We start from the raw sequence: 20,476 nt of genomic DNA, 5'->3' as shown, positions 1-20,476 counted from the left end.
ATATAAGCCCTATCTATGTATTTTTTCAAAAACCAGCTTGAAATATATGCCCAATAAACTCAAAGGAATAAAAAGGAATACTTTGCACTTAAAAAAACGTTCATCTAGTCATAACGAATCAGATTAATTCAGCTGACAGTATTTTTTTCATTCTGTTTAATACACTCAACTTATTTTTATAGAGATTATATACGTGACAGATATCCATAATCAGACTTACATGATGAAAATCATGAATGGTGAAATGCAAGACCATGAAATAATAATTAATTTAAATGCTAATTTAATTATTATTGGTGAGGAAGATATATATAAGGCTAACATAACTGATGAGGGCTTTACTGGCTACTCAATACCTAGCCATCAAGACGCTTTTACTTTCTCAATTATTTCCCATGAAGGCCAGATTGCCATCGACCTACACACAGGAAATCACAATGAAATCATCTTAATTGATTTGCAACAAACTGTTTTAAAAGAGCTATTCCCATTTACACTTAAGAAAATTGATACGCCTTGGGAAACATCGCGAGTGGTTGAAGATAAGCAATGTAAGCCTATTAAAACAGAAAAAAATCATAATAAATTTAATAAATCGCCATACAACTATAAACTTATTGCAGGTCTATCATTATTCGTTTGTATTCTTGTTGGTTATTTCTTTCTTCCTAAAAATTCTCATTTACAAAAAGATATCCAATTGCAGTTTATTGAAAAAATGCTTATCGGCAGTACACAAAAAATTGTTGTGACCAAAGATGATAAAAATGCTGCCCTTATATTAGTACAATCTCAACGCGATTATGATTGGGCGATGCAACAATTATTAAAAACAAAATTTCGCAACAATTTTTCTATCAAGATCCTTCACCAATTAGAAAATGAGATAGAAAATAAAATATCGAATAATATTCCTGAATTATTAAAGATTGACCTAACTGACCCTTGCAACCCCGTAATTAAATCATTATCTAATCCGCAGATAGTAAAAAATAATGATTTTTTTAACAAGACATTCTCCAGCAATTTTAGTTGCTATGAAAGCTATACTACACACACTATCAATATCGATGAATTACTAAAAAATGCCGAGCTAGGATTAACAGAAAGCCACGTAAAATGGCATAAAATCACTAAAAATAATAAATCCATATTTATTATTAAAGATAGTTTAAACGATAAACAAACTATCTCATTAATTAACTTCGTTAATTCATTTAATCAGCAATGGGGGGAGCGACAAGTTCAATTCTCAATATCATTAGCCAATAATGAACTAGCCGGTCAATCTTTTATCACAAATGAAGATGGTTATATTTTATTAGGTAATAACCATTGGAAATTTAATCCAAAAACACATTAATCAATAAACAATGAGGACAATATCATGGCAACAATTGGTATGGGTACAACAACAGATTCAAGTAATAAAACAGTTAGCACGGGTGAATGGGATGGTTCTGCCTTTGAAGCAAGTGGAAGTGCAGATAGTAAATGGGGAATGATGTATCGTGCATCAGCAGGCTTAAGTGCACGTACAAAAGTCATTGCAGATAAATTAAAAGACACATTAGACAACCCAAATGTTGAAGTTGATAACCCATTAGTACTTGGCCAAATTACCACACTGAGTGGAAATTATAATATGGCACGTCAACTGCAAAGCAACGTGATGAAATCAATTAAAGATGCGGCTCAAGCCATCATTCGTAACGTTTAATACTCAACTGTGCACCCTATAAATGGGTGCTCTATTTTATAGGATATTTTTATGATTACTCCCATGACATCTTCAGCTCTTACCCAAATTGACAGTGACCTAACAACAGCAGTCCCCATGGGCTCATTTGAAGATAAAGTGAAGCAATTATTCGCTGAATATACTGTCGCGGTTGGAAGTGAAAAAGCAGATTTAATCAATAAAGCGAACAATATTGATGTTAGCAACCCTGCTGAATTACTCAAAATTCAAAACCAAGTCGGTAATTATAACCTTGCGATGAGCACAATTAGCACGCTCACTCATAAAAGTGTTTCTGCCATCGATACGATATTAAAAGCACAGTAAAATCATGAACATTTTAAAAAGATTTTTGCTAATTGGGGTTATAGCTTTATTAGTCGGTTGTGACAATCAATTATTACTGAGTAACTTAAGCCAAAGGCAAAGCAATGAAGTTCTCGCGATCTTGCAAGCCCATGGCGTCGATGCAACTCGCAAGCACGATAATAAGAGTGGAGATACCATCCGTGTCTCGAGCGATAATTTTGTCATTGCCGTTGATTTGCTGCAAAAATACAACCTACCCTCAAAAGACCCAGTTGAGATTATTCAAGCCTTTCCTGGTGACTCGCTTGTCGCATCACCGCAAGCGGAGCGAACCCGTTTATTATCTTTAATTGAACAACGCTTAGAACAGTCATTATTATCTATCCCCGACGTAGTCAATGCGAGGGTACATGTGAGTTACCCTTTAAATGGCAATGGTACAGTAAAGCCAGTACAAAAAGTCTCCAGCTTGGTGACTTACTCGGGAAATGAAGACCCGAAAATGATGATGAGCAAAATAAAACTATTTTTAAATAGTAGTTTTTCAGAAACAACTTACGACAATGTCTCAGTTGTTGTCATTAATCGTCCACCACTTCAATACCAATTAAAATCGACATCGGAGAATAGTTTTCAGCCTATCTTGATAGGGACTATTTTTGTTGTGATTGTGTTTCTCTTTAGCTTATTTGCATTTATTTTGAAACGACAATCAAATAAAAAACAATCTGATGAAATCGCTGAGAATAATTTAGATGTTATTACTAAATAAGCTTCTTATTGACCAAAAAAATATTTTTTTAGCACCGGGGAATTACTTTCATGATGAATTTAATCTCCCCATTTATCATCAATTACCCGCAAAATTGCAGCAGCAACACAATCAAAATTTGATTGAAAAATACGCATTAAAGATGCCAAATGAAAATACCCGAATATTACCCAGTTTATTATCAAATAATTGGGGAGCATTCCCTACGATTGCAATAACACTCGGTCATTTATGGCAAAGAAAATCATTAAATAAAGATATGTTACCTAAGGAAAACATTCCACAAGCACTGTCTGCCTTTGGTGCGGCCCAGCTTTTAGCTTACCTTACTCCTTTCGGTAACATTTATGTTTCACGTGCAAAATATATGTTTAGTCAAAACACTCAACAACTTATTCCTACTTATTCCAAAGGAGCATTACCTTGGGATCTAATCGAGGAGGCGTGTCACCATGTCAGCAGAAATCGAAAATAATGAAACAGGTTTGCAAGTGATGGCAACTTCACAAGAAAAAGTACTCATTAAAAGACAAGTACTGAATGCAGAGAAATATGAAAAAAACATCCTGCAATACGCTAAAAAGAAAACAGCAGATCTGTACCAACAAACACAGGAAAATAAGGCTCACTTACACAAAATTGCTTATCAGCAAGGCTATAATGATGGAGTAAAACAGCTTTTACATGATTTTATTGCTGGGTTAGAACACAGCAAAATTGCCTTTCAGGAACAGGTAAATCAAAGCCAAGTCAGGCTTGAAAACCTATTGATGTCGCTGTTTAATGATGACCGTTTGAAAGATATTATTGCGCATTACTTTGCTCACTCCCCTGAAATAGCATCAAAAACAACCTTACATTTGCCAGCGCAGATACATGCAAATTTAAATGATATAAAACAAAACATTACGATACTGCCCCATTCTGATTATGAATCCATTGCGTTAGAAGCTAATAACCAAATTTGCTATTTCTCACCTTCAATTGCAACTAAAAATACATTACCACAGATTTTCTCCATCCCTGCTCGTTGCCAAATACTTGATGAGCAAAAAATGGCATACCAGAAACTTATTGATAGAATAAATATAGAGAAAGACAATAATGAAGATACTCCCCAATAAGCCCATTAATACACTAATACCAATAAACTCTGTCGTGCCAATAAACCACCCCCACGATAAAATAAACCTTATCGCAAAAGGCACGACACTTTCAGCATCAAGTACAATAAAACACACCGTGAATATCTCACCTAAGACACAAGAGAAAATAGATAAATTTATTGAAAAATTTCAATCAAAAGAAACAGATAAAGAGTTTTTTTCTACTATTTTTAGTACGCTCATTCGGCTTAAAAAAAATGAAAAAGAAAATTTTATCGCAGGTACCGCTCAAGTACTCAAATCGCTACCGAATGATGGAATGCCATCACTCTATGATAAATTCACAAATGGATTAAAGCGTTATATGGCGATAAATTTAATGAACCAACCGTTTACTGAGCAACTTAACAAAAATATATCTAGCTTTAATATTGATGGCAATGATGAAGATGACTGAGCTTAAAAACGATAACCACCGTCAATATTAGACCTATTTTTATAGAGGTAAAGTTAGTACGCATGTTGATAATTATTTACCTCTTTTATATTTCCTTTCTATTCCCCTCCTCTAAAAAATAAAAATTATGTATATTTTTTTGATATATATATCCTAACGATATGGGTTAAATTTATCCTAACAATAAATTCAGAGCTATTATAAAAAAACGACTTAATTTTTTTTATTTATTATCGGCTCCTGTTTTTTTATATTGAAGCATATTTTAGTGGAAGTTAGGATATGACTAATTTCTTACCCAATTATCATTTATAGGAAAGTATATGAGTAGTATGGAATACACGGGAATAGAACCCATGATTTTGTTATCCGAAGAAGTTGTTTATAACCCACTAAAAAGAACACTTTCCAAAGGAAAAAAATCTATCAGTCTTACAGAAAATGAGTCTTGCCTCTTAAAATTATTATTAGTAAAAACAAGTAATAAAAGAGAGATTATGTACGAAATTTGGGAAAAAAGAGGAACAATTGTGACTGAAAGCAGTTACTACAAACTCGTGAGACAGTTACGCCAATCTTTTAAAAAAGTTGAGTTAGATGAAAACCTTATCATGACACTACCAAGAATTGGTATTTTATATACTGGTGATAAATCTGAAATGCCAGTTTTATCGAAAAATCATCAAGATAGAAAAAATGTTTATTCTTATATTCGATGCTTTTTTCAAAAAGTTTTTGTCCGCTCATTCCAATAAATCCATACGTAGAAGAAATTAATCATGCATTTTATCAATATATTAAAAAAAATTATTCATCTTTCATTTATTTTGGCCTTTATTAGCTTGCTACTTGGTTGTAATCAATTATCTAAAATTATAATGCTAGACTTATCCCATAGCCTTGAAGGGAATATATATTCACATACAAACATCCCAGATAATGCAGAAATAACATTATCAATCAGCCCATTAGAAATGAACATCTCGAGTAATGATACCTATAGCTATCACTTTAAAACGAATACAACTAACCGTGCGGTTTATTTTAAAATGAATATCCCAGAGCATATTATGATAAGCAAAGTACCTCTAGGAATTAGTATAAGAATAGAAAAAAACAAAGAGTTAATCATGATGACCAATAAAATTACGCCACTCCCTCTGTCTTTCTCAGAAAAAATGTTACTACCCGTTTTATCAATGCAGTAATAAATTTATTATCTATTACTCCTAATTACTTTAAGCCTAATCGCTTGGCTAATCGGTGCAAATTTGCAATATCCAACGATAAATCGCGAGCACTTGCCGACCAATTATAATGATTTTGTTCCAATATTTGGGTAATCATTTTACGTTGAAAATCATCCGTTGCATCACGCAAGTTAGCGCTCACTGGTAGCGTAAGTGGCTGGTCAACTACCTGCTCAGGCTCAGGATGGTTAAACGTAAAATAGTGTGGCTGTAAAATAACATCGCCTGTATGAGTAGATGCCCGAGCAAGTACAATTGCACGGTGGATAGCATGCTCTAACTCCCTGACATTTCCAGGCCACACGTAATTAAGCAAATACATTTGCAATGATGAGCTTAATACCACACTCGATAAATTAAAACGTTGGCGGTATTGTTCGCAGAAATACCCCGCAAGCAAAATAATATCTTCGCCTCGCTCTTTTAATGGCGGAACAAATAATGGGAACACACTAAGCCGATGAAATAAGTCAGCTCTGAAACGCCCTTCTAAAACCTCTTCGCGCAAATCACGGTTAGTTGCTGCCAATACCCGCACATTGACCCGCAAACTGCGATCATCTCCCACTCGCTGAATATCACCATATTGTAAAACACGCAATAATTTTGCCTGCAATGATAATGACAACTCACCAATTTCATCAAGAAACAATGTGCCATTATCTGCCATCTCGAACTTACCACTTCGGTGGCTTATTGCCCCTGTGAATGCCCCTTTTACGTGCCCAAACAATTCACTTTCAGCCACATTTTCAGGTAATGCCGCGCAGTTTAAATACACCAATGGCTTATCTGCTCGCAATGATTTTTCATGTATGGATTTAACAACTAGCTCTTTTCCTGTTCCCGTTTCGCCTCCCACAAGTACATTCAGATCAGATGCAGCAACAATATCGATTTCTTTTTTCAATTGCTGCATACGCAGGGATAAGCCAATAATTTCTGTTTGCCCTGTGGGTTTAAATAAGCCAGGTTGGCCTGGTAAAACATTCTGGTTTTCAAGCTGTTCAATCAACAAGGCATTGTTTAGTGCTCCCGCCGCAAGTGCAGCAATTAACCTCAAAGACTCATTACTAAAGGCATCAAATTGGTCAGGAGACAGTCCATCTAAAGTTAATGCACCGATAAGATTCTGCCCTGCGTATAAAGGTAGCCCTACGCAAGCATGAACTTTAAGGTGTTGATGATGTGGGATTAAACCATCATAAGGGTCTGGAAGTTGGCTATCCGCTGGGAAACGTACTACATCCCCAGCGCGTGCAATCGCTTCGAGTCGTGGGTGCCCTTCTAATAAAAAGCGCCTTCCCAGTACATCGGCCATTAAACCATCAATTGCTAAAGGAATGAACTGGCCTGATTCATAACGAAGTAATGCACAAGCATCACATTTCAGGGATTGCCTCAATGTGGTAATCAGCCGTTGAAAGCGATCTGAGTGTTCAATACCACTTTGTAACTCAATCGCGATTTGCGCTAACGCATCGACAGAAAAACCCATCATCATTCCTCATTGTCAATTTGACTATTATTATAGTCATAATGACCCATTTTAGCATAGTCATTTTGACATATTTATTTTTCTAAAAATAATAAAGTTATTTAAAATCAATTAGATAAAAACATGGCATGGTTATTGATTATGTCTTTGTATACTCCAAAGAAATATAGGGCAAAATTAATATGGCGATTCATGTAAAAAATAACATTCAGTGGGTAGGTCAACGTGATTGGGAAGTGCGTGATTTTCATGGTACTGAGTACAAAACACTCAAAGGAAGTAGCTATAACAGCTATTTGATTTGTGAGGGGAAAAATGTCCTTATCGATACGGTAGACCATAAATTTAGCCGCGAGTTTGTACAAAATCTACGCAGTCAGATTGATTTAAATGATATCGATTACATTGTTATCAATCATGCAGAAGAAGACCATGCAGGAGCCTTAACTGAGCTCATGAGCTATATTCCTAACACGCCTATCTATTGCACCGCAAACGCTATTGACTCAATCAATGGTCACCATCATCACCCTGAATGGAATTTTAATGTCGTCAAAACAGGGGATACCCTAGATATTGGCAATAATAAGCAGCTGATATTTATTGAAACCCCCATGCTCCACTGGCCTGATAGCATGATGACTTACCTTACTGACGATGCCGTTCTTTTCAGTAACGATGCGTTTGGGCAACACTATTGTGATGAACGGTTATTCAACGATGAAGTCGACCAAAATGAACTGTTTGATCAATGTCAGCGATATTACGCCAATATTCTGACACCCTTTAGCCGCTTAGTGACCCCGAAAATTAATGAGATCTTAGGCTTTAACTTGCCAGTCGATATGATTGCAACGTCACACGGTGTGGTATGGCGAGATAATCCAACGCAAATTGTTGAATTATATTTGAAATGGGCGGCTGATTATCAAGAAGACCGCATCACAATTTTCTACGATACCATGTCGAATAATACCCGTTTAATGGCCGATGCCATTGCACAAGGTATTAATGAGGCTGACCCTAATGTTGCCGTTAAGATTTTCAATATCGCAAGAAGTGACAAAAACGACATCATTACACATGTATTTCGTTCTAAAGGCGCCCTTGTCGGCACATCAACCATGAACAACGTGATGATGCCCAAAATTGCAGGCATGCTTGAGGAAATTACTGGGTTACGATTTTTAAATAAAAAAGCGGCAGCATTTGGCAGCTTTGGCTGGAATGGTGGCGCCGTTGATCGAGTGCAAACGCGGCTAATGGATGCAGGGTTTGATACCGCCTTATCATTAAAAGCAAAATGGAAACCAGATACTGCAACGCTAGAAAGCTGCCGTGAATATGGCCGAGATATTGCACGTAAATGGGCTTTATCTGCATAAACGTACTGACCAAAGCACAATAAGAATTTTATGATTTTATAGAGGACACCTCACATGCAATTAAGAGATAAAACACTTGGCCAGCTTGCCTTATCGATTCCAAGAGCATCAGCGCTTTTTCGCCAATACAATATGGATTATTGCTGCGGCGGAAAACAAACGCTCAATCGAAGTGCAGAAAAATTGAATTTAGACATTGAAACATTAGAAAAACAATTAGTGGAATTATCAAACGAAACATTAGAGAAAGACTGGCGAGCGGCCCCGCTAGGTGAAATTATTGATTTTATTATTGTCCGTTATCACGATAGACACAGAGAACAATTGCCTGAACTGATTTTACAGGCACAAAAGGTCGAGCGAGTTCATGCCAATAAGCCAACCGTTCCGAGTGGTTTAGCAAAATACCTTGAAGCGCTGCTTGAAGAATTAACAAGCCATATGATGAAAGAGGAACGCGTATTGTTCCCGATGATTAAAAATGGTTTAGGGCAAAATGCAGCGGGCCCAATTAGTGTCATGGAACAAGAACATGATGATGCTGGGGATTTATTAGAAGCGATTAAAGGCATCACAGATAATGTGACACCTCCCGCAGAAGCCTGTACCACTTGGCGTGTGCTTTATAATGGGATCAATGAATTAATAGATGATTTAATGAATCATATTAACTTAGAAAACAACTTACTATTCCCAAGAGCATTAGCGGGCGAGTAAACATTTTTCCAAATATTATTGCTGCTTTTTACTAAGCGGCGATAATATTTTTACCAAAGGCCTTCTGACTCCAGTCCTATAGATACAATATCAAATACACCTTCATTCATTTCATTCTCCGTACAGGTAAAAACCAGTTTAGTTGGTGGAGTAAACCCCGTTTTTGCATCAGTCCCTTTTGAGCCAAAAACAAATGCAAGCAGAGCCGTAAAAGGTGCAGAATTTATCGCCAAACCATTGAGGATAAAGTGTATTTTTTTTACTTCCACTTCATTTTCAAAAGAACCTGTCGCATAGATATGAATAACACTTTCATCTCTATTTGCATTTTTAATATTAGGTAATAGAAAATCAACAGCTTTAGCTGTAAAGCGATATTGTTTAGACATAGATAATTTTCACCTTTATTTAAGAGAGTAAAAATGACGGCTCAACAGTTGAGATGCCGTATCTATGTATAAATAAAAAAACGTTAAATGAAAAACTTATCAATTAGTACAACTTAAAAAAACATAATCAGTTATACGCTATTATTTCTTATCAAAAAAAAACGACCTAATGAATAGGTCGCTCTTTTATTATTTTTAATGATTGCTACTGGTAGCTTTTTTTAATTTCTTGTGAAATAGCTAAGCCACGTTTAGCTTCTTTTTCTGCTATCTCAACGGACAGACCAATATAAGAACGCGGGTCAAGCATCGCTTTAATTTCATCATTGCTAAAAGCAGCTGAAATCACACTGTTTTTGGTTAGATTAGTATAGAAATCCTCACCGTCCGCCGCAGTCTTGATCGCTTCTTCATATAGCAGCTCATGGGCTTTATCTTTCCCCAGCTTTTCTGCCATTTTCATCATGACGTATTCAGTATTGTCTAATCCTTTATTTCTCAATACGTTATGCAGCATTCTATCTTCATGAGGAACGATAGTTCTTGAAAGCTCTTCAGTTCTTAATAGGATTTCTGTCGTTAACTCTAACGCTTCTTCAATTAAGCCATCGAATAACATATAAGAACTACTGTCGCCTTCATAAGGGCGTACCGCTGAGTACATACCCACACTTGGCAAAGAGTATAATTTCTGTGAATTCGCAATAATCCCTTTTGCTAATTTAGGGTTAATCTTGTGAGGCATCGTGCTGCTACCCACCGTGCCCTTGGTAAATCCTTCAGAAACTTCAGCAATTTCTTCCAATGTGGTGCTGTAAACTTCCTCGCCAATTTTATGGCAGATATTCGCCATCAGCGCCAAGTTCGCCATATATTCTAATTTATGGGTACTTAGGTTTCTTGATGGCACTTCCATCGCATGCATACCCGTTAGCTCAGCGACGCGTTTTTGTACTTCTAGGCCAATACCTGGCATAGAGTTAAATGCGCCAACCGCCCCTCCCATCATGATAGTGAATACGCGTTTCTCACACTCTTTCATACGCTGGTAGCAGTCAATAAAATCACTGATCCACACCGACACTTTATAGCCGTAAGTGATCGGGATTGCATGGCGCCCATGAGTTCGACCCGGCATGACCATATGTTTGGTTTTTTCTGCCAATCCCGATAAGTTCTCAATGATTTCACTCAGTAACAGCATAAATTTGTTGTGTACTGTTTTCATCATATACAGCTGGGAACTTTGCTGAATATTCTGAGTGGTAATACCGTAGTGGATATATTTACCACTCTCTTCTGAACATGCATTTACTAATACTTTCAGAAAAGGTACAAATCCATGGCCAATTTTTTGGTAAATACGGCTCATTTCTTCGAAATCAATATTTTCAATAATGGCCTTTTCTTTGATTTCATCAGCTGCGGACTGGGGAATAAACCCCTGTTCCGCTTGTGCTTGAGCCAACATAGATTCAAACATTAACCAAGTCGTATATTTCGCTTCATCAGATAAAAGCGCCTTAATACCTCGGTCATCAATGGTTTTACTTTTAGAATCGTATAATGCTCTCATTTCGTATCCCTTCTTTATTTCTTCATTGCTTCATCAACAGCATTGCGAACGAATTCAACCTTCGGCCCATAAACGACATGGACATGGTTTGCCGATGGAAAGAAGAATGCGGTACATCCTGATTCCAACATTAAATCTTTATCAATTTGATTCACTTCACCCACATCAATACGCATACGAGTAATACAGTTATCCACGTTACGAATATTTTGTTTGCCGCCTAACGCTTGGATTAAAATTTCCGCAATTTCGCCATAACGCTTTTCTTTAATTAAGGTATTTTTCAGATTGCTGGACTCTTCACGACCCGGGGTTTTGATATCAAATTTAATAATCGCCCAGTAGAAAATAAAGTAAGTGACGACGGCTAAACAGCTACCAATGATGACCAAGAATATCCAGTTGGTGTGCTCATATAGCAATCCAAATATCGTGAAGTCGAATACCGTTCCTCGGATATAACCGATAGCAACACCCGCGAAAGAAAGTAATACCGCCCCAATACCGACAATAATCGCGTAAATGAGATACAGCAGTGGCGCAATAAATACGAAAGTAAATTCGAGCGGTTCGGTCACGTTACCCAGCATCGCGGTCAGTACCATTGTCACCAACATCGACTTCACTTCTGCGCGGTTTTCTTTCTTCGATGTTCTGTAAATTGCCAGTGCGATAGCAGGGAATAAGAACAGCGTTACTAACATTTGTTGCTGCGCCATAAAGCGGGTCAAACTTGGCATCATTGCCCAATATTCGCTGTTAGGGCCTTGTTTGAATAACACTTCAGTTAATGCAGGAACAACACCAACAAAAGTTTGCCCATCAATAACATAAGTACCGCCCGCTTCCGTGAATCGGAACAACACGTTCCAGACGTGGTGCAACCCGAACGGAATGAATAAACGCTCACCACCTGCGGTAAAGAATGGCCCAACTGGACTCAAAAACACGGCGGATAGCTTCATTAAGCCTTGAACTAAAACTTCCCAGATAAACGGTAACAATGCGCCGACCATGATCATTAAACCAATCATGATAATAGACACTGATTTTTTACCAGAGAAGAATGCAAACGCGGTTGGGAGCTCAAGGTTATAGAACTTGTCAGTCGCCCAAGAGGCAATTAAACCGGTAATAATCCCCCCTGCGGCACTGATATTCAGAGTTTGTATTCCAAGGACTTTAATCTGCCCCACTTGGCTCATAATCGCTGCATCAGCGAGCTTGCCGGTGAGAACCAACCAAATATTCATGGTAATGATCAAGGATAAGTAACCGACTACCGACGCAAAGACGGCAATCCCCTTATCTCTCTGACTCATCCCATAAGCAACCCCCATCGCAAACAGCAATGGGATATTATCGAAAATCACCCCTGCAATAGAACGAATGCTAACTAATAGAGCGTTAACTGTTTCATTTCCGAGGAAAGGAAAGCGTGCAATCATATACGTTTGCACTAACGCACCGCTGATACCCAATATCATACCGATAGGTGCAAGCACACCAATCGGAAGGAGTAATGTTCTCCCAAAGCGTTGGATAGATTCACCAAACTTTCTTCTGGCCATACTTTTTCCTTATGACTTCTATTATTAGAATTAAAGGCATACTAGCTTGGGGGTTTTATAAAAGAAATGATGTCCCGGTTTTAAAAATTATCTTAGGTCATAAATTATGACCTAGGTCATTTTGAAACATCATTATTGTTAAAAATAACAATAAAAAGGTGATGATATAAAAAGGGTAAGTTAAGGAAGTTATCTAAAGTAGATTTTCTAACTCATTGATAAGTAAATCAACTAAGATAAAAAAACCGATACGGGACTTGGTGTCATCCCTTTTAGTATCGTAGCTGTCTGCGAAACAAAAAAGCGTATTATCGGTATAACTGGTTAATTCATTGGTATTGAATGCCGTCATACTAATGATATTCGCCCCTTTTAATTGGACAATTTTAGCGGTTTCAATAATCTTTTTTGTGCCGCCAGAAAGGGAAATAAATATCACCGTATCATCTTTGCTAACGAGCCTAGTGAAAGAATCAGACAAATTGTAGTCATTAATAAAAAAACAGTGCAGACCTAATGCAAAGAGTAAGTGCTCAAGATAATAACCCACTGCCTTACTGGTTCCCCTCGCAACAATAAAAATATTTCGCGATTTATGTAAGATATTCGCACAGTCATTTATTTGATCTTCATTAATCAGCGTAAAGCTTTTATTAATGTTTTTCTCAAGTTGTTTTTTGTAGGAAGCGGGAGTGACTTTTTCAGTTTTATTTTTGGACAGAATATAATTATTAATTTGAAATTTAAGCTCTTTAAAACCACTAAAGCCTAATTTCTGCGATAAATTAATAATGACTGTTTTAGACACATACGTTTTAGCAACTAAATCATTGATATTTAAGTATGGTATATCGGCAATATTGTCGTTCAGGTATTTTAAAGCCTTTTTTTCACTGATCGTTAAATTATCGTAATTTTTTAAAAATTCCAACATATCCCACCTGACCAATTTTGCCGAAAAATCCCATTATACTGCAGGGGCCAATAACGTGATGATGATTAATAATGATGAAATAGCACAAAATAATCAATTTGCTGATTATACGCCAGATAGAGACTTTATGTAGAATTCAGGGAGGTAAATTTGTGAGATGCTGCAATTATTTAATTAAAACAATATGTTCTAAAAAAATAACTTAGTTTATTAAGATATTTCCCTGAGCAATACAGATTTAGTCATATTGCCCGCTAAAGAGGGAATTTATCGATTATCCTTTGGTATGTCACCTTTTGTTATGCAATTTTCTACCTAACTGTTTCCATATTGTTACTATGGATTTATTTTTTTTAGTAATTATAATTAGCGCCCATCATTTATGTAGTAGTTCATTACATTGAGTTCGAACATGATGCTCAGGTCTGTCTTGAATGATTGAAAAATGAAATTCGCCGCGGATAGGTTGTTTTTAACGACCTAGCCTTGGGCTTTCTTATCAATTAACAAGGAGACGCTGATGCAAGTCAGTCGACGGTCTTTTTTCAAGATCTGTGCCGGTGGTATGGCAGGAACTTCCGCTGCACTACTTGGTTTTGCCCCAAATGTATCTTTCGCAGGTTCTCGCCAATATAAGCTCTTACGCTCTATCGAAACACGTAATAACTGTACCTATTGTTCCGTGGGTTGCGGTATTTTGATGTACAGCTTAGGTGATGGCGCAAAAAATGCAGAAAAAAATATCTATCACATCGAAGGCGACCCTGATCACCCTGTTAGCCGAGGCTCGTTATGCCCAAAAGGGGCGGGGCTTATCGACTATATCCACAGTGAAAACCGCCTAAAATACCCAGAATACCGCAAACCGGGTTCCGATAAATGGGAACGTATTTCATGGGATGAAGCGATAGACAAAATTGCGCGTTTAATGAAAAAAGACCGCGATGAAAACTTCGTTACGCATAATGAAAAAGGCCAAGAAGTTAACCGCTGGCTGACAACAGGCATGTTGTGTTCATCGGCGGCGAGTAATGAAACAGGCATTCTCGATAATAAATTTTCTCGCTCATTAGGCATGCTCGCTATCGACTGCCAAGCCCGACTCTGCCATGCCCCAACTGTTTCCGCACTTGCCCCGACATTTGGTCGTGGTGCAATGACCAACAACTGGGTTGATATTAAAAATGCCAACGTCATTTTAATTATGGGTGGAAACCCGGCGGAAGCTCATCCCGTTGGTTTCAAATGGGTTATCGAAGCCAAGATCAAAAATAATGCCAAAGTCATTGTTGTTGACCCACGCTTTAACCGCAGTGCATCTGTGGCAGATATGTATTCTCCAATTCGTGCGGGTTCAGATACGGCATTTTTACTTGGTGTTATCCGCTACCTTATTGAAAATAATAAAATTCAACATGAGTATGTCAAAGCCTATACCAATGCTCCATTAATCGTTCGCGAAGACTATCACTTTGAAGATGGGCTTTTTAGTGGCTTTGATGATAATAAACAGCAGTATGACCGCAGCTCTTGGCATTATGAAACCGATGCAAATGGCCATGCGCTCAAGGATGAAACACTTCAACACCCTCGCTGTGTCTGGAATCTATTAAAGCAACACGTTTCTCGCTATACGCCTGAAGTTGTCACAACCTTGTGTGGTACACCACTCGACGATTTTATCTATATTTGTGAACAACTTGCCTCGACTTCTGGCAAAGATAGAACGTCGACCATTTTGTATGCTTTAGGGTGGACTCACCACACTGGCGGGGCACAAACTATTCGTACCGCAGGTATGATCCAGCTATTACTAGGTAACGTAGGTATGCCGGGTGGTGGTGTTAATGCGCTACGTGGCCACTCCAACATCCAAGGCTATAGCGATTTAGGGTTACTCTCTTTGAATCTACCGGGCTATATGCCGTTACCCAATGAGAAACAGGATTCACTACAAACCTATCTGTCGCAAATCACACCAAGCTCAATCGTGCCTGACCAAGTGAACTACTGGAAAAGAACGCCCGATTTTTTCATTAGCTTAATGAAAAGCTTTTGGGGTGACAATGCCACCGCAGCCAATGAATGGGGTTATCACTGGCTACCTAAATGGGATAAGAGCTATGACATCATGGCGCAAACCCAAATGATGGTTGATGGCAAAATGAACGGCTATATCGTTCAAGGTTTTAACCCATTAGCTGCATTCCCTGATAAAAACAAATGTAGTGTAGCGCTTTCGAAGCTCAAATATCTGGTCATCATTGACCCTTTGGTTACTGAATCATCAAACTTCTGGCAAAACCATGGCGAGATGAACGATGTCAATACCGCCGATATTCAAACCGAAGTCTTCCGCCTTCCATCCTCATGTTTTGCAGAAGAAAATGGCTCAATCGCAAACTCTGGGCGCTGGTTACAATGGCATTGGGCGGGCTCACGACCACCCGCTCAAGCATGGCATGACGGTAAAATTTTGGGGCATTTATTGATGCGCCTACGCCAACTATACCAAGAAGAAGGCGGTGTTTGCCCTGAGCCATTAATGAATCTCTCTTGGAACTATGTTGACCCTTATGATCCACAACCGGAAGAAGTGGCAAGGGAAGCGAATGGCCAAGCGATGCAGGATATTTATGATGATGCGGGCAAGCTATTATTCAAGAAAGGGCAGCAACTTGATGGCTTCCACCAATTGAAATCCGATGGCTCAACAGCCAGTTTTTGCTGGGTCTATTCTGGTTGCTGGACAGAAAAAGGCAATCAGATGGCAAACCGCGATAATGCAGATCCATCTGGTTTAGGTTGTACCCCGGGTTGGGCGTTCGCATGGCCGCAAAACCGCCGTGTTCTCTATAACCGTGCGTCAGTCGACCCAAGTGGAAAACCATGGGATGAAAAACGCCAACTCATTAAGTGGGATGGTACCCAATGGGGGGGCTTTGATGTTCCTGATTTTGGTAATGCCCCGCCAAACAGCGGTGTAGGGCCATTTATTATGCAGCCTGAGGGTGTTGGTCGCTTATTTGCCGTGGATAAAATGGCTGACGGCCCATTCCCTGAGTTCTACGAACCGTTTGAATCCCCAGTAGAACATAATATTTTGCATCCAAAAGTGTCGCGTAACCCAGTAGCCCGTTTATATAGCTATGATAAAGATCACTTAGGCAATGCAAAAGATTTTCCTTATGTAGCAACCACTTACTCCATTACTGAGCTATTCCGTCATTGGACGAAACATTCGTTATTAAATGCCATTGCGCAGCCTGACCAATTTATCGAAATTGGTGAGCAATTAGCCTCACAAAAAGGCATTAAACAAGGTGATGAAGTCAAAGTCAGTGCCAAACGAGGCTTTATTAAAGCCAAGGCCGTGGTCACCAAACGTATTCGCCCATTAACCATCAATGGTAATGTGGTCGAAACCATTGGGATCCCTTGCCATTGGGGCTTTGAGGGAGCAACACAAAAAGGTTTCCTTGCCAATACATTGACGCCATCGGTTGGTGATGCAAATGCATTCACGCCTGAATATAAAGCGTTTTTAGTCAATGTTGAAAAGGCGTAAGGAGAAATTATGTCACTGCAATCTCAAAATATTATTCGCCGTTCGGCAACGAATAGCCTTACACCAGCACCACAAGTGCGCAACCATCAAGAAGAAGTCGCAAAACTGATTGATGTTACGGTCTGTATTGGCTGTAAAGCCTGCCAAGTGGCCTGTTCAGAATGGAACGATATTCGTGACCAAGTGGGCACCAATATTGGTGTTTATGATAACCCTATCGACTTAACGGCAAAATCTTGGACGGTTATGCGCTTTTCTGAAGTTGAAGAAAATGGCAAATTAGAATGGTTAATCCGTAAAGATGGTTGCATGCACTGCGCTGACCCGGGTTGCTTAAAAGCCTGCCCAGCGGAAGGTGCTATTGTCCAATATGCTAACGGTATTGTTGATTTTCAATCGGAGCACTGTATCGGTTGTGGTTACTGCATCGCAGGTTGTCCATTTGATGTCCCTCGAATCAATAAAGAGGATAATCGTGCCTATAAGTGCACATTGTGTGTCGATCGTGTCGAAGTGGGTCAAGAACCTGCATGTGTAAAAACCTGCCCAACCGGTGCAATTCATTTTGGCAGTAAAGAAGATATGAAACATCTTGCTCAAGAACGTGTTGCTGAGCTGAATACCCGTGGCTATCAAAATGCCGGGCTTTATGACCCACAAGGTGTTGGCGGAACTCACGTTATGTATGTTCTTCATCATGCCGATAAACCCAATCTTTACCATGGGCTCCCTGAAAATCCAGAAATCAGTGAAACGGTAAAATTCTGGAAGGGAATTTGGAAACCTTTGGCCGCAGTGGGCTTTGCAGCAACCTTTGCTGGCGCTATTTTCCATTACTTCGGTATTGGGCCTAACCACACCACAGAAGAAGATGAGGAAGAAGCGCAAAAAGATAAAGAAGCGGCTTCTCAAACTGTACCGTCTGAGCACAAAGAGGATCAACACTGATGAAAAAGCACAGCGACACGATTTTACGCCATAGCGCATCTGAGCGTATTAATCACTGGTTGGTGGTCATTGCCTTTATTTTTACGGCATTCAGTGGGTTAGGTTTCTTTTTCCCCTCATTAAACTGGTTTATGAATATCTTAGGAACGCCACAATTATCACGCTTACTGCACCCGTTTGTCGGTAGCGTCATGGCATTCTTATTTATTTTTATGTTTTTCAGATACTTAAAATATAATTTTGTGGATAAACAAGACCTTATTTGGGCTAAAAACATTCATAAAGTTTTACGTAATGAGGAAGCTGGCGATATTGGTCATTATAACCTTGGCCAAAAAGGGATTTATTGGGTTCTCAGCCTGTGCCTTATCGTCCTCACAGTCAGTGGGATTATTATTTGGCGTCCTTACTTCGCGGATTATTTCTCGATTTCAATCATCCGCGCGGCATTACTGGCACACTCACTGTCTGCAATCGTTCTGATTATCACGGTTGTTGTTCATGCTTATGCAGCCTTTTGGGTAAAAGGCTCTATTCGTAGTATGGTCGAAGGCTGGGTAACACGTGGATGGGCAAGAAAACACCATCCTCGTTGGTATCGAGAAGTATTAGAAGAAGAGAAAGAGAAGAAAGAATAATCGTAAATTAAAACCGCCAAGCAGCGTCATTTATGGTGCTGTTTGGCAAATTTTTACCCGCAGATGCCATTTACAGCCCACCTCTTCTTAGTGCCAACACAACAATATTCCCTCATAAATCAATTTATCTCCGGGAACGAAACCAGTATCACAAAAATGCACTTTGTGCTTCAACAATTCCATACTTTCTGCACACTGACTCTTTTTAGTACGACTAAAAAGTATGAAAAGTCATCATGCTTAATCACTCGTATTTAGGTATCATCACACACATTTATGACATATTATATTTAATTTTAGGAAAATTAATTATTTTTAGTTAATTTGTTGTGAGTATATAGCGAAATGTAACGAGGTATAAATGAGATCATAATGACTAAACGTAAATTTATTACACGCACAGAAGTTAACGCTCTATTACATGCAACCAAACAGGGGCGATATCCTAATCGAGACTATTGTTTGTTATTAATGAGTTTTTTACATGGTTTGAGAGTCAGTGAACTTACTCATATCACCATGTCTGATATTGATTTAGTCCAAAAAGTCATCTATATCAGACGATTAAAAGGAGGGCTATCCACTGTTCAACCTATAATCCCAGAAGAATTTACAGCAATAGAAAGATGGCTAATTGAAAGAGACTCATGGAAAACATCCAGTTCAGATTGTTTGTTTATCTCGCAAAAAGGGAGCCAAATTTCTCGTTATCAAATTTATCGTTTATTTGAGCAATACGGCAAGATAGCCGGACTTCCCGTCAAGCTTCACCCACATATGTTAAGGCATGCGTGTGGGTACGCATTAGCTGACCTCGGCAGAGATACTCGATTAATTCAAGACTATTTAGGGCATCGAAATATCGCCCACACTGTAATTTATACCGCAAGTAATGAAAAACGCTTTAGCGGTATTTGGTCTAATCAATAGACAATTTAATGACTTGTGTCAACATGAAACCAAAGTTCAATATTATAAAATGAATTAAACACCAAAAATACCTCAGTTATTTAACCAATTGGTTTTATAAAACTGAGGTATTCTTATAAATAGTGGGTGTAATGATTATTTTTAATACCGCAAATAAAGCTATAGATTGACTACTTTCAAAAAACCTAAAATAAGATTAGTTAATAATTTTATTTATTCTTCTTTTACCAATTATCATAATTTAATTACTCCAATTACGAGTACGCCTAAAACCGCATTAAATTAACATACCACTACCAATTCAGATACACAAAAAAAACATTTACATTCATTTTTAGACAGTCATATGAAGATTTTTAATGCTTTGAGTAATGAAATTTAAATATCAATGGAATTTAGTTCTGTACAACCACAATAAAAAAGAAATATATATTATATACTTGACAAATAAAACAAAAAACAAGTTAATTGTAAAGAAAATTAACAATAATTCAGTTAAAACAATGATAAGTTTTAAATTTCATTTAAAATCAAATAATAATGCAACATAATAAATCAAAATGTTTAAAATGCCTAATAAGTATAATTCTGAGACTAACCAAAATCAAACAGCATAAAAATCTGTTTGCACAATACATTTTAGAGGCAATCAGCAATTAATGTAAAATTTTATTATCTACAACAAAA

The 20,476-nt window shown here is 38.0% G+C and carries 19 protein-coding genes and 1 pseudogene; 15 read left to right on the top strand and 5 right to left on the bottom strand.

The genetic code is table 11. The features are described from left to right. The first annotated feature begins 193 nt into the window (after nucleotides 1-193). The 9 genes from J6836_RS18295 (at nucleotide 194) to J6836_RS18255 (ending at nucleotide 5,593) form a co-directional block, all read left to right on the top strand. Entirely contained in the window at nucleotides 194-1,363 is a 1,170-nt protein-coding gene (locus tag J6836_RS18295; protein ID WP_219245291.1) for a PrgH/EprH family type III secretion apparatus protein, read from the top strand. A gap of 24 nt (nucleotides 1,364-1,387) precedes the next feature. Continuing rightward, entirely contained in the window at nucleotides 1,388-1,720 is a 333-nt protein-coding gene (locus J6836_RS18290) for an EscF/YscF/HrpA family type III secretion system needle major subunit (protein WP_219245290.1), read from the top strand. 51 nt (nucleotides 1,721-1,771) lie between these two features. Then, a complete protein-coding gene (gene sctI, locus J6836_RS18285) occupies nucleotides 1,772-2,068 on the top strand; it encodes a type III secretion system inner rod subunit SctI (RefSeq protein WP_219245289.1) in 297 nt (98 codons plus the stop codon). Nucleotides 2,069-2,072: 4 nt separating this feature from the next. Continuing rightward, nucleotides 2,073-2,822, top strand: a complete 750-nt coding sequence (sctJ, locus tag J6836_RS18280; protein ID WP_219245288.1) for a type III secretion system inner membrane ring lipoprotein SctJ — start codon at nucleotides 2,073-2,075, stop codon at nucleotides 2,820-2,822. After that, entirely contained in the window at nucleotides 2,806-3,297 is a 492-nt protein-coding gene (locus tag J6836_RS18275; protein ID WP_219245287.1) for a hypothetical protein, read from the top strand. The genes sctJ and J6836_RS18275 overlap by 17 nt, the downstream gene beginning before the upstream one ends. Continuing rightward, the gene (locus J6836_RS18270) at nucleotides 3,275-3,946 is read left to right on the top strand and encodes a hypothetical protein (RefSeq protein WP_219245286.1); all 672 of its coding nucleotides are present in this window, start codon (nucleotides 3,275-3,277) and stop codon (nucleotides 3,944-3,946) included. The genes J6836_RS18275 and J6836_RS18270 overlap by 23 nt, the downstream gene beginning before the upstream one ends. Further along, nucleotides 3,927-4,385, top strand: coding sequence for a hypothetical protein (locus J6836_RS18265; protein ID WP_255586261.1), 459 nt, complete (start codon nucleotides 3,927-3,929; stop codon nucleotides 4,383-4,385). Before J6836_RS18270 ends, J6836_RS18265 begins: the two co-directional genes overlap by 20 nt. A gap of 323 nt (nucleotides 4,386-4,708) precedes the next feature. Then, nucleotides 4,709-5,140, top strand: a complete 432-nt coding sequence (locus tag J6836_RS18260; RefSeq protein WP_219245285.1) for a winged helix-turn-helix domain-containing protein — start codon at nucleotides 4,709-4,711, stop codon at nucleotides 5,138-5,140. A gap of 24 nt (nucleotides 5,141-5,164) precedes the next feature. Further along, the gene (locus J6836_RS18255; protein WP_219245284.1) at nucleotides 5,165-5,593 is read left to right on the top strand and encodes a hypothetical protein; all 429 of its coding nucleotides are present in this window, start codon (nucleotides 5,165-5,167) and stop codon (nucleotides 5,591-5,593) included. Nucleotides 5,594-5,618: 25 nt separating this feature from the next. Here the strand turns inward: J6836_RS18255 and norR are convergent, their stop codons facing one another. After that, nucleotides 5,619-7,133 (bottom strand): nitric oxide reductase transcriptional regulator NorR, encoded by a 1,515-nt coding sequence (gene norR / locus J6836_RS18250; protein ID WP_219245283.1) that lies wholly within the window; start codon nucleotides 7,131-7,133, stop codon nucleotides 5,619-5,621. A gap of 182 nt (nucleotides 7,134-7,315) precedes the next feature. Between norR and norV the strand changes: the two are divergent. Next, nucleotides 7,316-8,512 (top strand): annotated as a pseudogene (gene norV / locus J6836_RS18245) (anaerobic nitric oxide reductase flavorubredoxin); the annotation flags it as partial. Nucleotides 8,513-8,572: 60 nt separating this feature from the next. Then, nucleotides 8,573-9,235 (top strand): iron-sulfur cluster repair protein YtfE, encoded by a 663-nt coding sequence (ytfE, locus tag J6836_RS18240; protein ID WP_219245282.1) that lies wholly within the window; start codon nucleotides 8,573-8,575, stop codon nucleotides 9,233-9,235. Between the two features lie 50 nt (nucleotides 9,236-9,285). Here ytfE and J6836_RS18235 read toward each other — a convergent pair whose 3' ends face one another. From J6836_RS18235 to J6836_RS18220, 4 genes are all read right to left on the bottom strand, one after another. Beyond that, nucleotides 9,286-9,624, bottom strand: a complete 339-nt coding sequence (locus tag J6836_RS18235; RefSeq protein ID WP_219245281.1) for a hypothetical protein — start codon at nucleotides 9,622-9,624, stop codon at nucleotides 9,286-9,288. 205 nt (nucleotides 9,625-9,829) lie between these two features. After that, nucleotides 9,830-11,200, bottom strand: coding sequence for a class-II fumarase/aspartase family protein (locus tag J6836_RS18230; RefSeq protein ID WP_219245280.1), 1,371 nt, complete (start codon nucleotides 11,198-11,200; stop codon nucleotides 9,830-9,832). A 14-nt stretch (nucleotides 11,201-11,214) separates the two neighbouring features. Then, the gene (locus J6836_RS18225; protein ID WP_219245279.1) at nucleotides 11,215-12,771 is read right to left on the bottom strand and encodes a PTS transporter subunit EIIC; all 1,557 of its coding nucleotides are present in this window, start codon (nucleotides 12,769-12,771) and stop codon (nucleotides 11,215-11,217) included. Nucleotides 12,772-12,964: 193 nt separating this feature from the next. Continuing rightward, complete coding sequence (locus tag J6836_RS18220; protein WP_219245278.1) at nucleotides 12,965-13,705, bottom strand: MurR/RpiR family transcriptional regulator; 741 nt, start codon at nucleotides 13,703-13,705, stop codon at nucleotides 12,965-12,967. A gap of 520 nt (nucleotides 13,706-14,225) precedes the next feature. Between J6836_RS18220 and fdnG the strand changes: the two genes are divergently transcribed. From fdnG to J6836_RS18200, 4 genes are all read left to right on the top strand, one after another. After that, the gene (gene fdnG / locus J6836_RS18215; RefSeq protein WP_219245277.1) at nucleotides 14,226-17,273 is read left to right on the top strand and encodes a formate dehydrogenase-N subunit alpha; all 3,048 of its coding nucleotides are present in this window, start codon (nucleotides 14,226-14,228) and stop codon (nucleotides 17,271-17,273) included. A 9-nt stretch (nucleotides 17,274-17,282) separates the two neighbouring features. After that, complete coding sequence (gene fdxH, locus J6836_RS18210) at nucleotides 17,283-18,221, top strand: formate dehydrogenase subunit beta (RefSeq protein WP_219245276.1); 939 nt, start codon at nucleotides 17,283-17,285, stop codon at nucleotides 18,219-18,221. Further along, on the top strand, nucleotides 18,218-18,859 hold the full coding sequence (gene fdoI, locus J6836_RS18205) for a formate dehydrogenase cytochrome b556 subunit (RefSeq protein WP_219249545.1): 642 nt from the start codon (nucleotides 18,218-18,220) through the stop codon (nucleotides 18,857-18,859). The genes fdxH and fdoI overlap by 4 nt, the downstream gene beginning before the upstream one ends. A 372-nt stretch (nucleotides 18,860-19,231) precedes the next feature. Then, entirely contained in the window at nucleotides 19,232-19,789 is a 558-nt protein-coding gene (locus tag J6836_RS18200; protein ID WP_219245275.1) for a tyrosine-type DNA invertase, read from the top strand. Nucleotides 19,790-20,476 lie beyond the last annotated feature (687 nt).

Source organism: Providencia sp. R33 (assembly GCF_019343475.1).
Classification (GTDB): Bacteria; Pseudomonadota; Gammaproteobacteria; order Enterobacterales; family Enterobacteriaceae; genus Providencia.
The sequence above is the reverse complement of the archived record's forward strand: the minus strand, read 5'-3'. Positions and strand labels throughout refer to the sequence as shown.

Coding starts and splice junctions, on each gene's coding strand:
- fdxH (WP_219245276.1), top strand. CDS start 17,283: ATGTCACTGCAATCTCAAAATATTATTCGCCGTTCGGCAACGAATAGC.
- J6836_RS18260 (WP_219245285.1), top strand. CDS start 4,709: ATGAGTAGTATGGAATACACGGGAATAGAACCCATGATTTTGTTATCC.
- J6836_RS18230 (WP_219245280.1), bottom strand. CDS start 11,200: ATGAGAGCATTATACGATTCTAAAAGTAAAACCATTGATGACCGAGGT.
- J6836_RS18270 (WP_219245286.1), top strand. CDS start 3,275: ATGTCAGCAGAAATCGAAAATAATGAAACAGGTTTGCAAGTGATGGCA.
- J6836_RS18225 (WP_219245279.1), bottom strand. CDS start 12,771: ATGGCCAGAAGAAAGTTTGGTGAATCTATCCAACGCTTTGGGAGAACA.
- J6836_RS18255 (WP_219245284.1), top strand. CDS start 5,165: ATGCATTTTATCAATATATTAAAAAAAATTATTCATCTTTCATTTATT.
- J6836_RS18235 (WP_219245281.1), bottom strand. CDS start 9,624: ATGTCTAAACAATATCGCTTTACAGCTAAAGCTGTTGATTTTCTATTA.
- J6836_RS18275 (WP_219245287.1), top strand. CDS start 2,806: ATGTTATTACTAAATAAGCTTCTTATTGACCAAAAAAATATTTTTTTA.
- J6836_RS18265 (WP_255586261.1), top strand. CDS start 3,927: ATGAAGATACTCCCCAATAAGCCCATTAATACACTAATACCAATAAAC.
- sctJ (WP_219245288.1), top strand. CDS start 2,073: ATGAACATTTTAAAAAGATTTTTGCTAATTGGGGTTATAGCTTTATTA.
- sctI (WP_219245289.1), top strand. CDS start 1,772: ATGATTACTCCCATGACATCTTCAGCTCTTACCCAAATTGACAGTGAC.
- J6836_RS18290 (WP_219245290.1), top strand. CDS start 1,388: ATGGCAACAATTGGTATGGGTACAACAACAGATTCAAGTAATAAAACA.
- J6836_RS18220 (WP_219245278.1), bottom strand. CDS start 13,705: ATGTTGGAATTTTTAAAAAATTACGATAATTTAACGATCAGTGAAAAA.
- ytfE (WP_219245282.1), top strand. CDS start 8,573: ATGCAATTAAGAGATAAAACACTTGGCCAGCTTGCCTTATCGATTCCA.
- norR (WP_219245283.1), bottom strand. CDS start 7,133: ATGGGTTTTTCTGTCGATGCGTTAGCGCAAATCGCGATTGAGTTACAA.
- J6836_RS18200 (WP_219245275.1), top strand. CDS start 19,232: ATGACTAAACGTAAATTTATTACACGCACAGAAGTTAACGCTCTATTA.
- fdnG (WP_219245277.1), top strand. CDS start 14,226: ATGCAAGTCAGTCGACGGTCTTTTTTCAAGATCTGTGCCGGTGGTATG.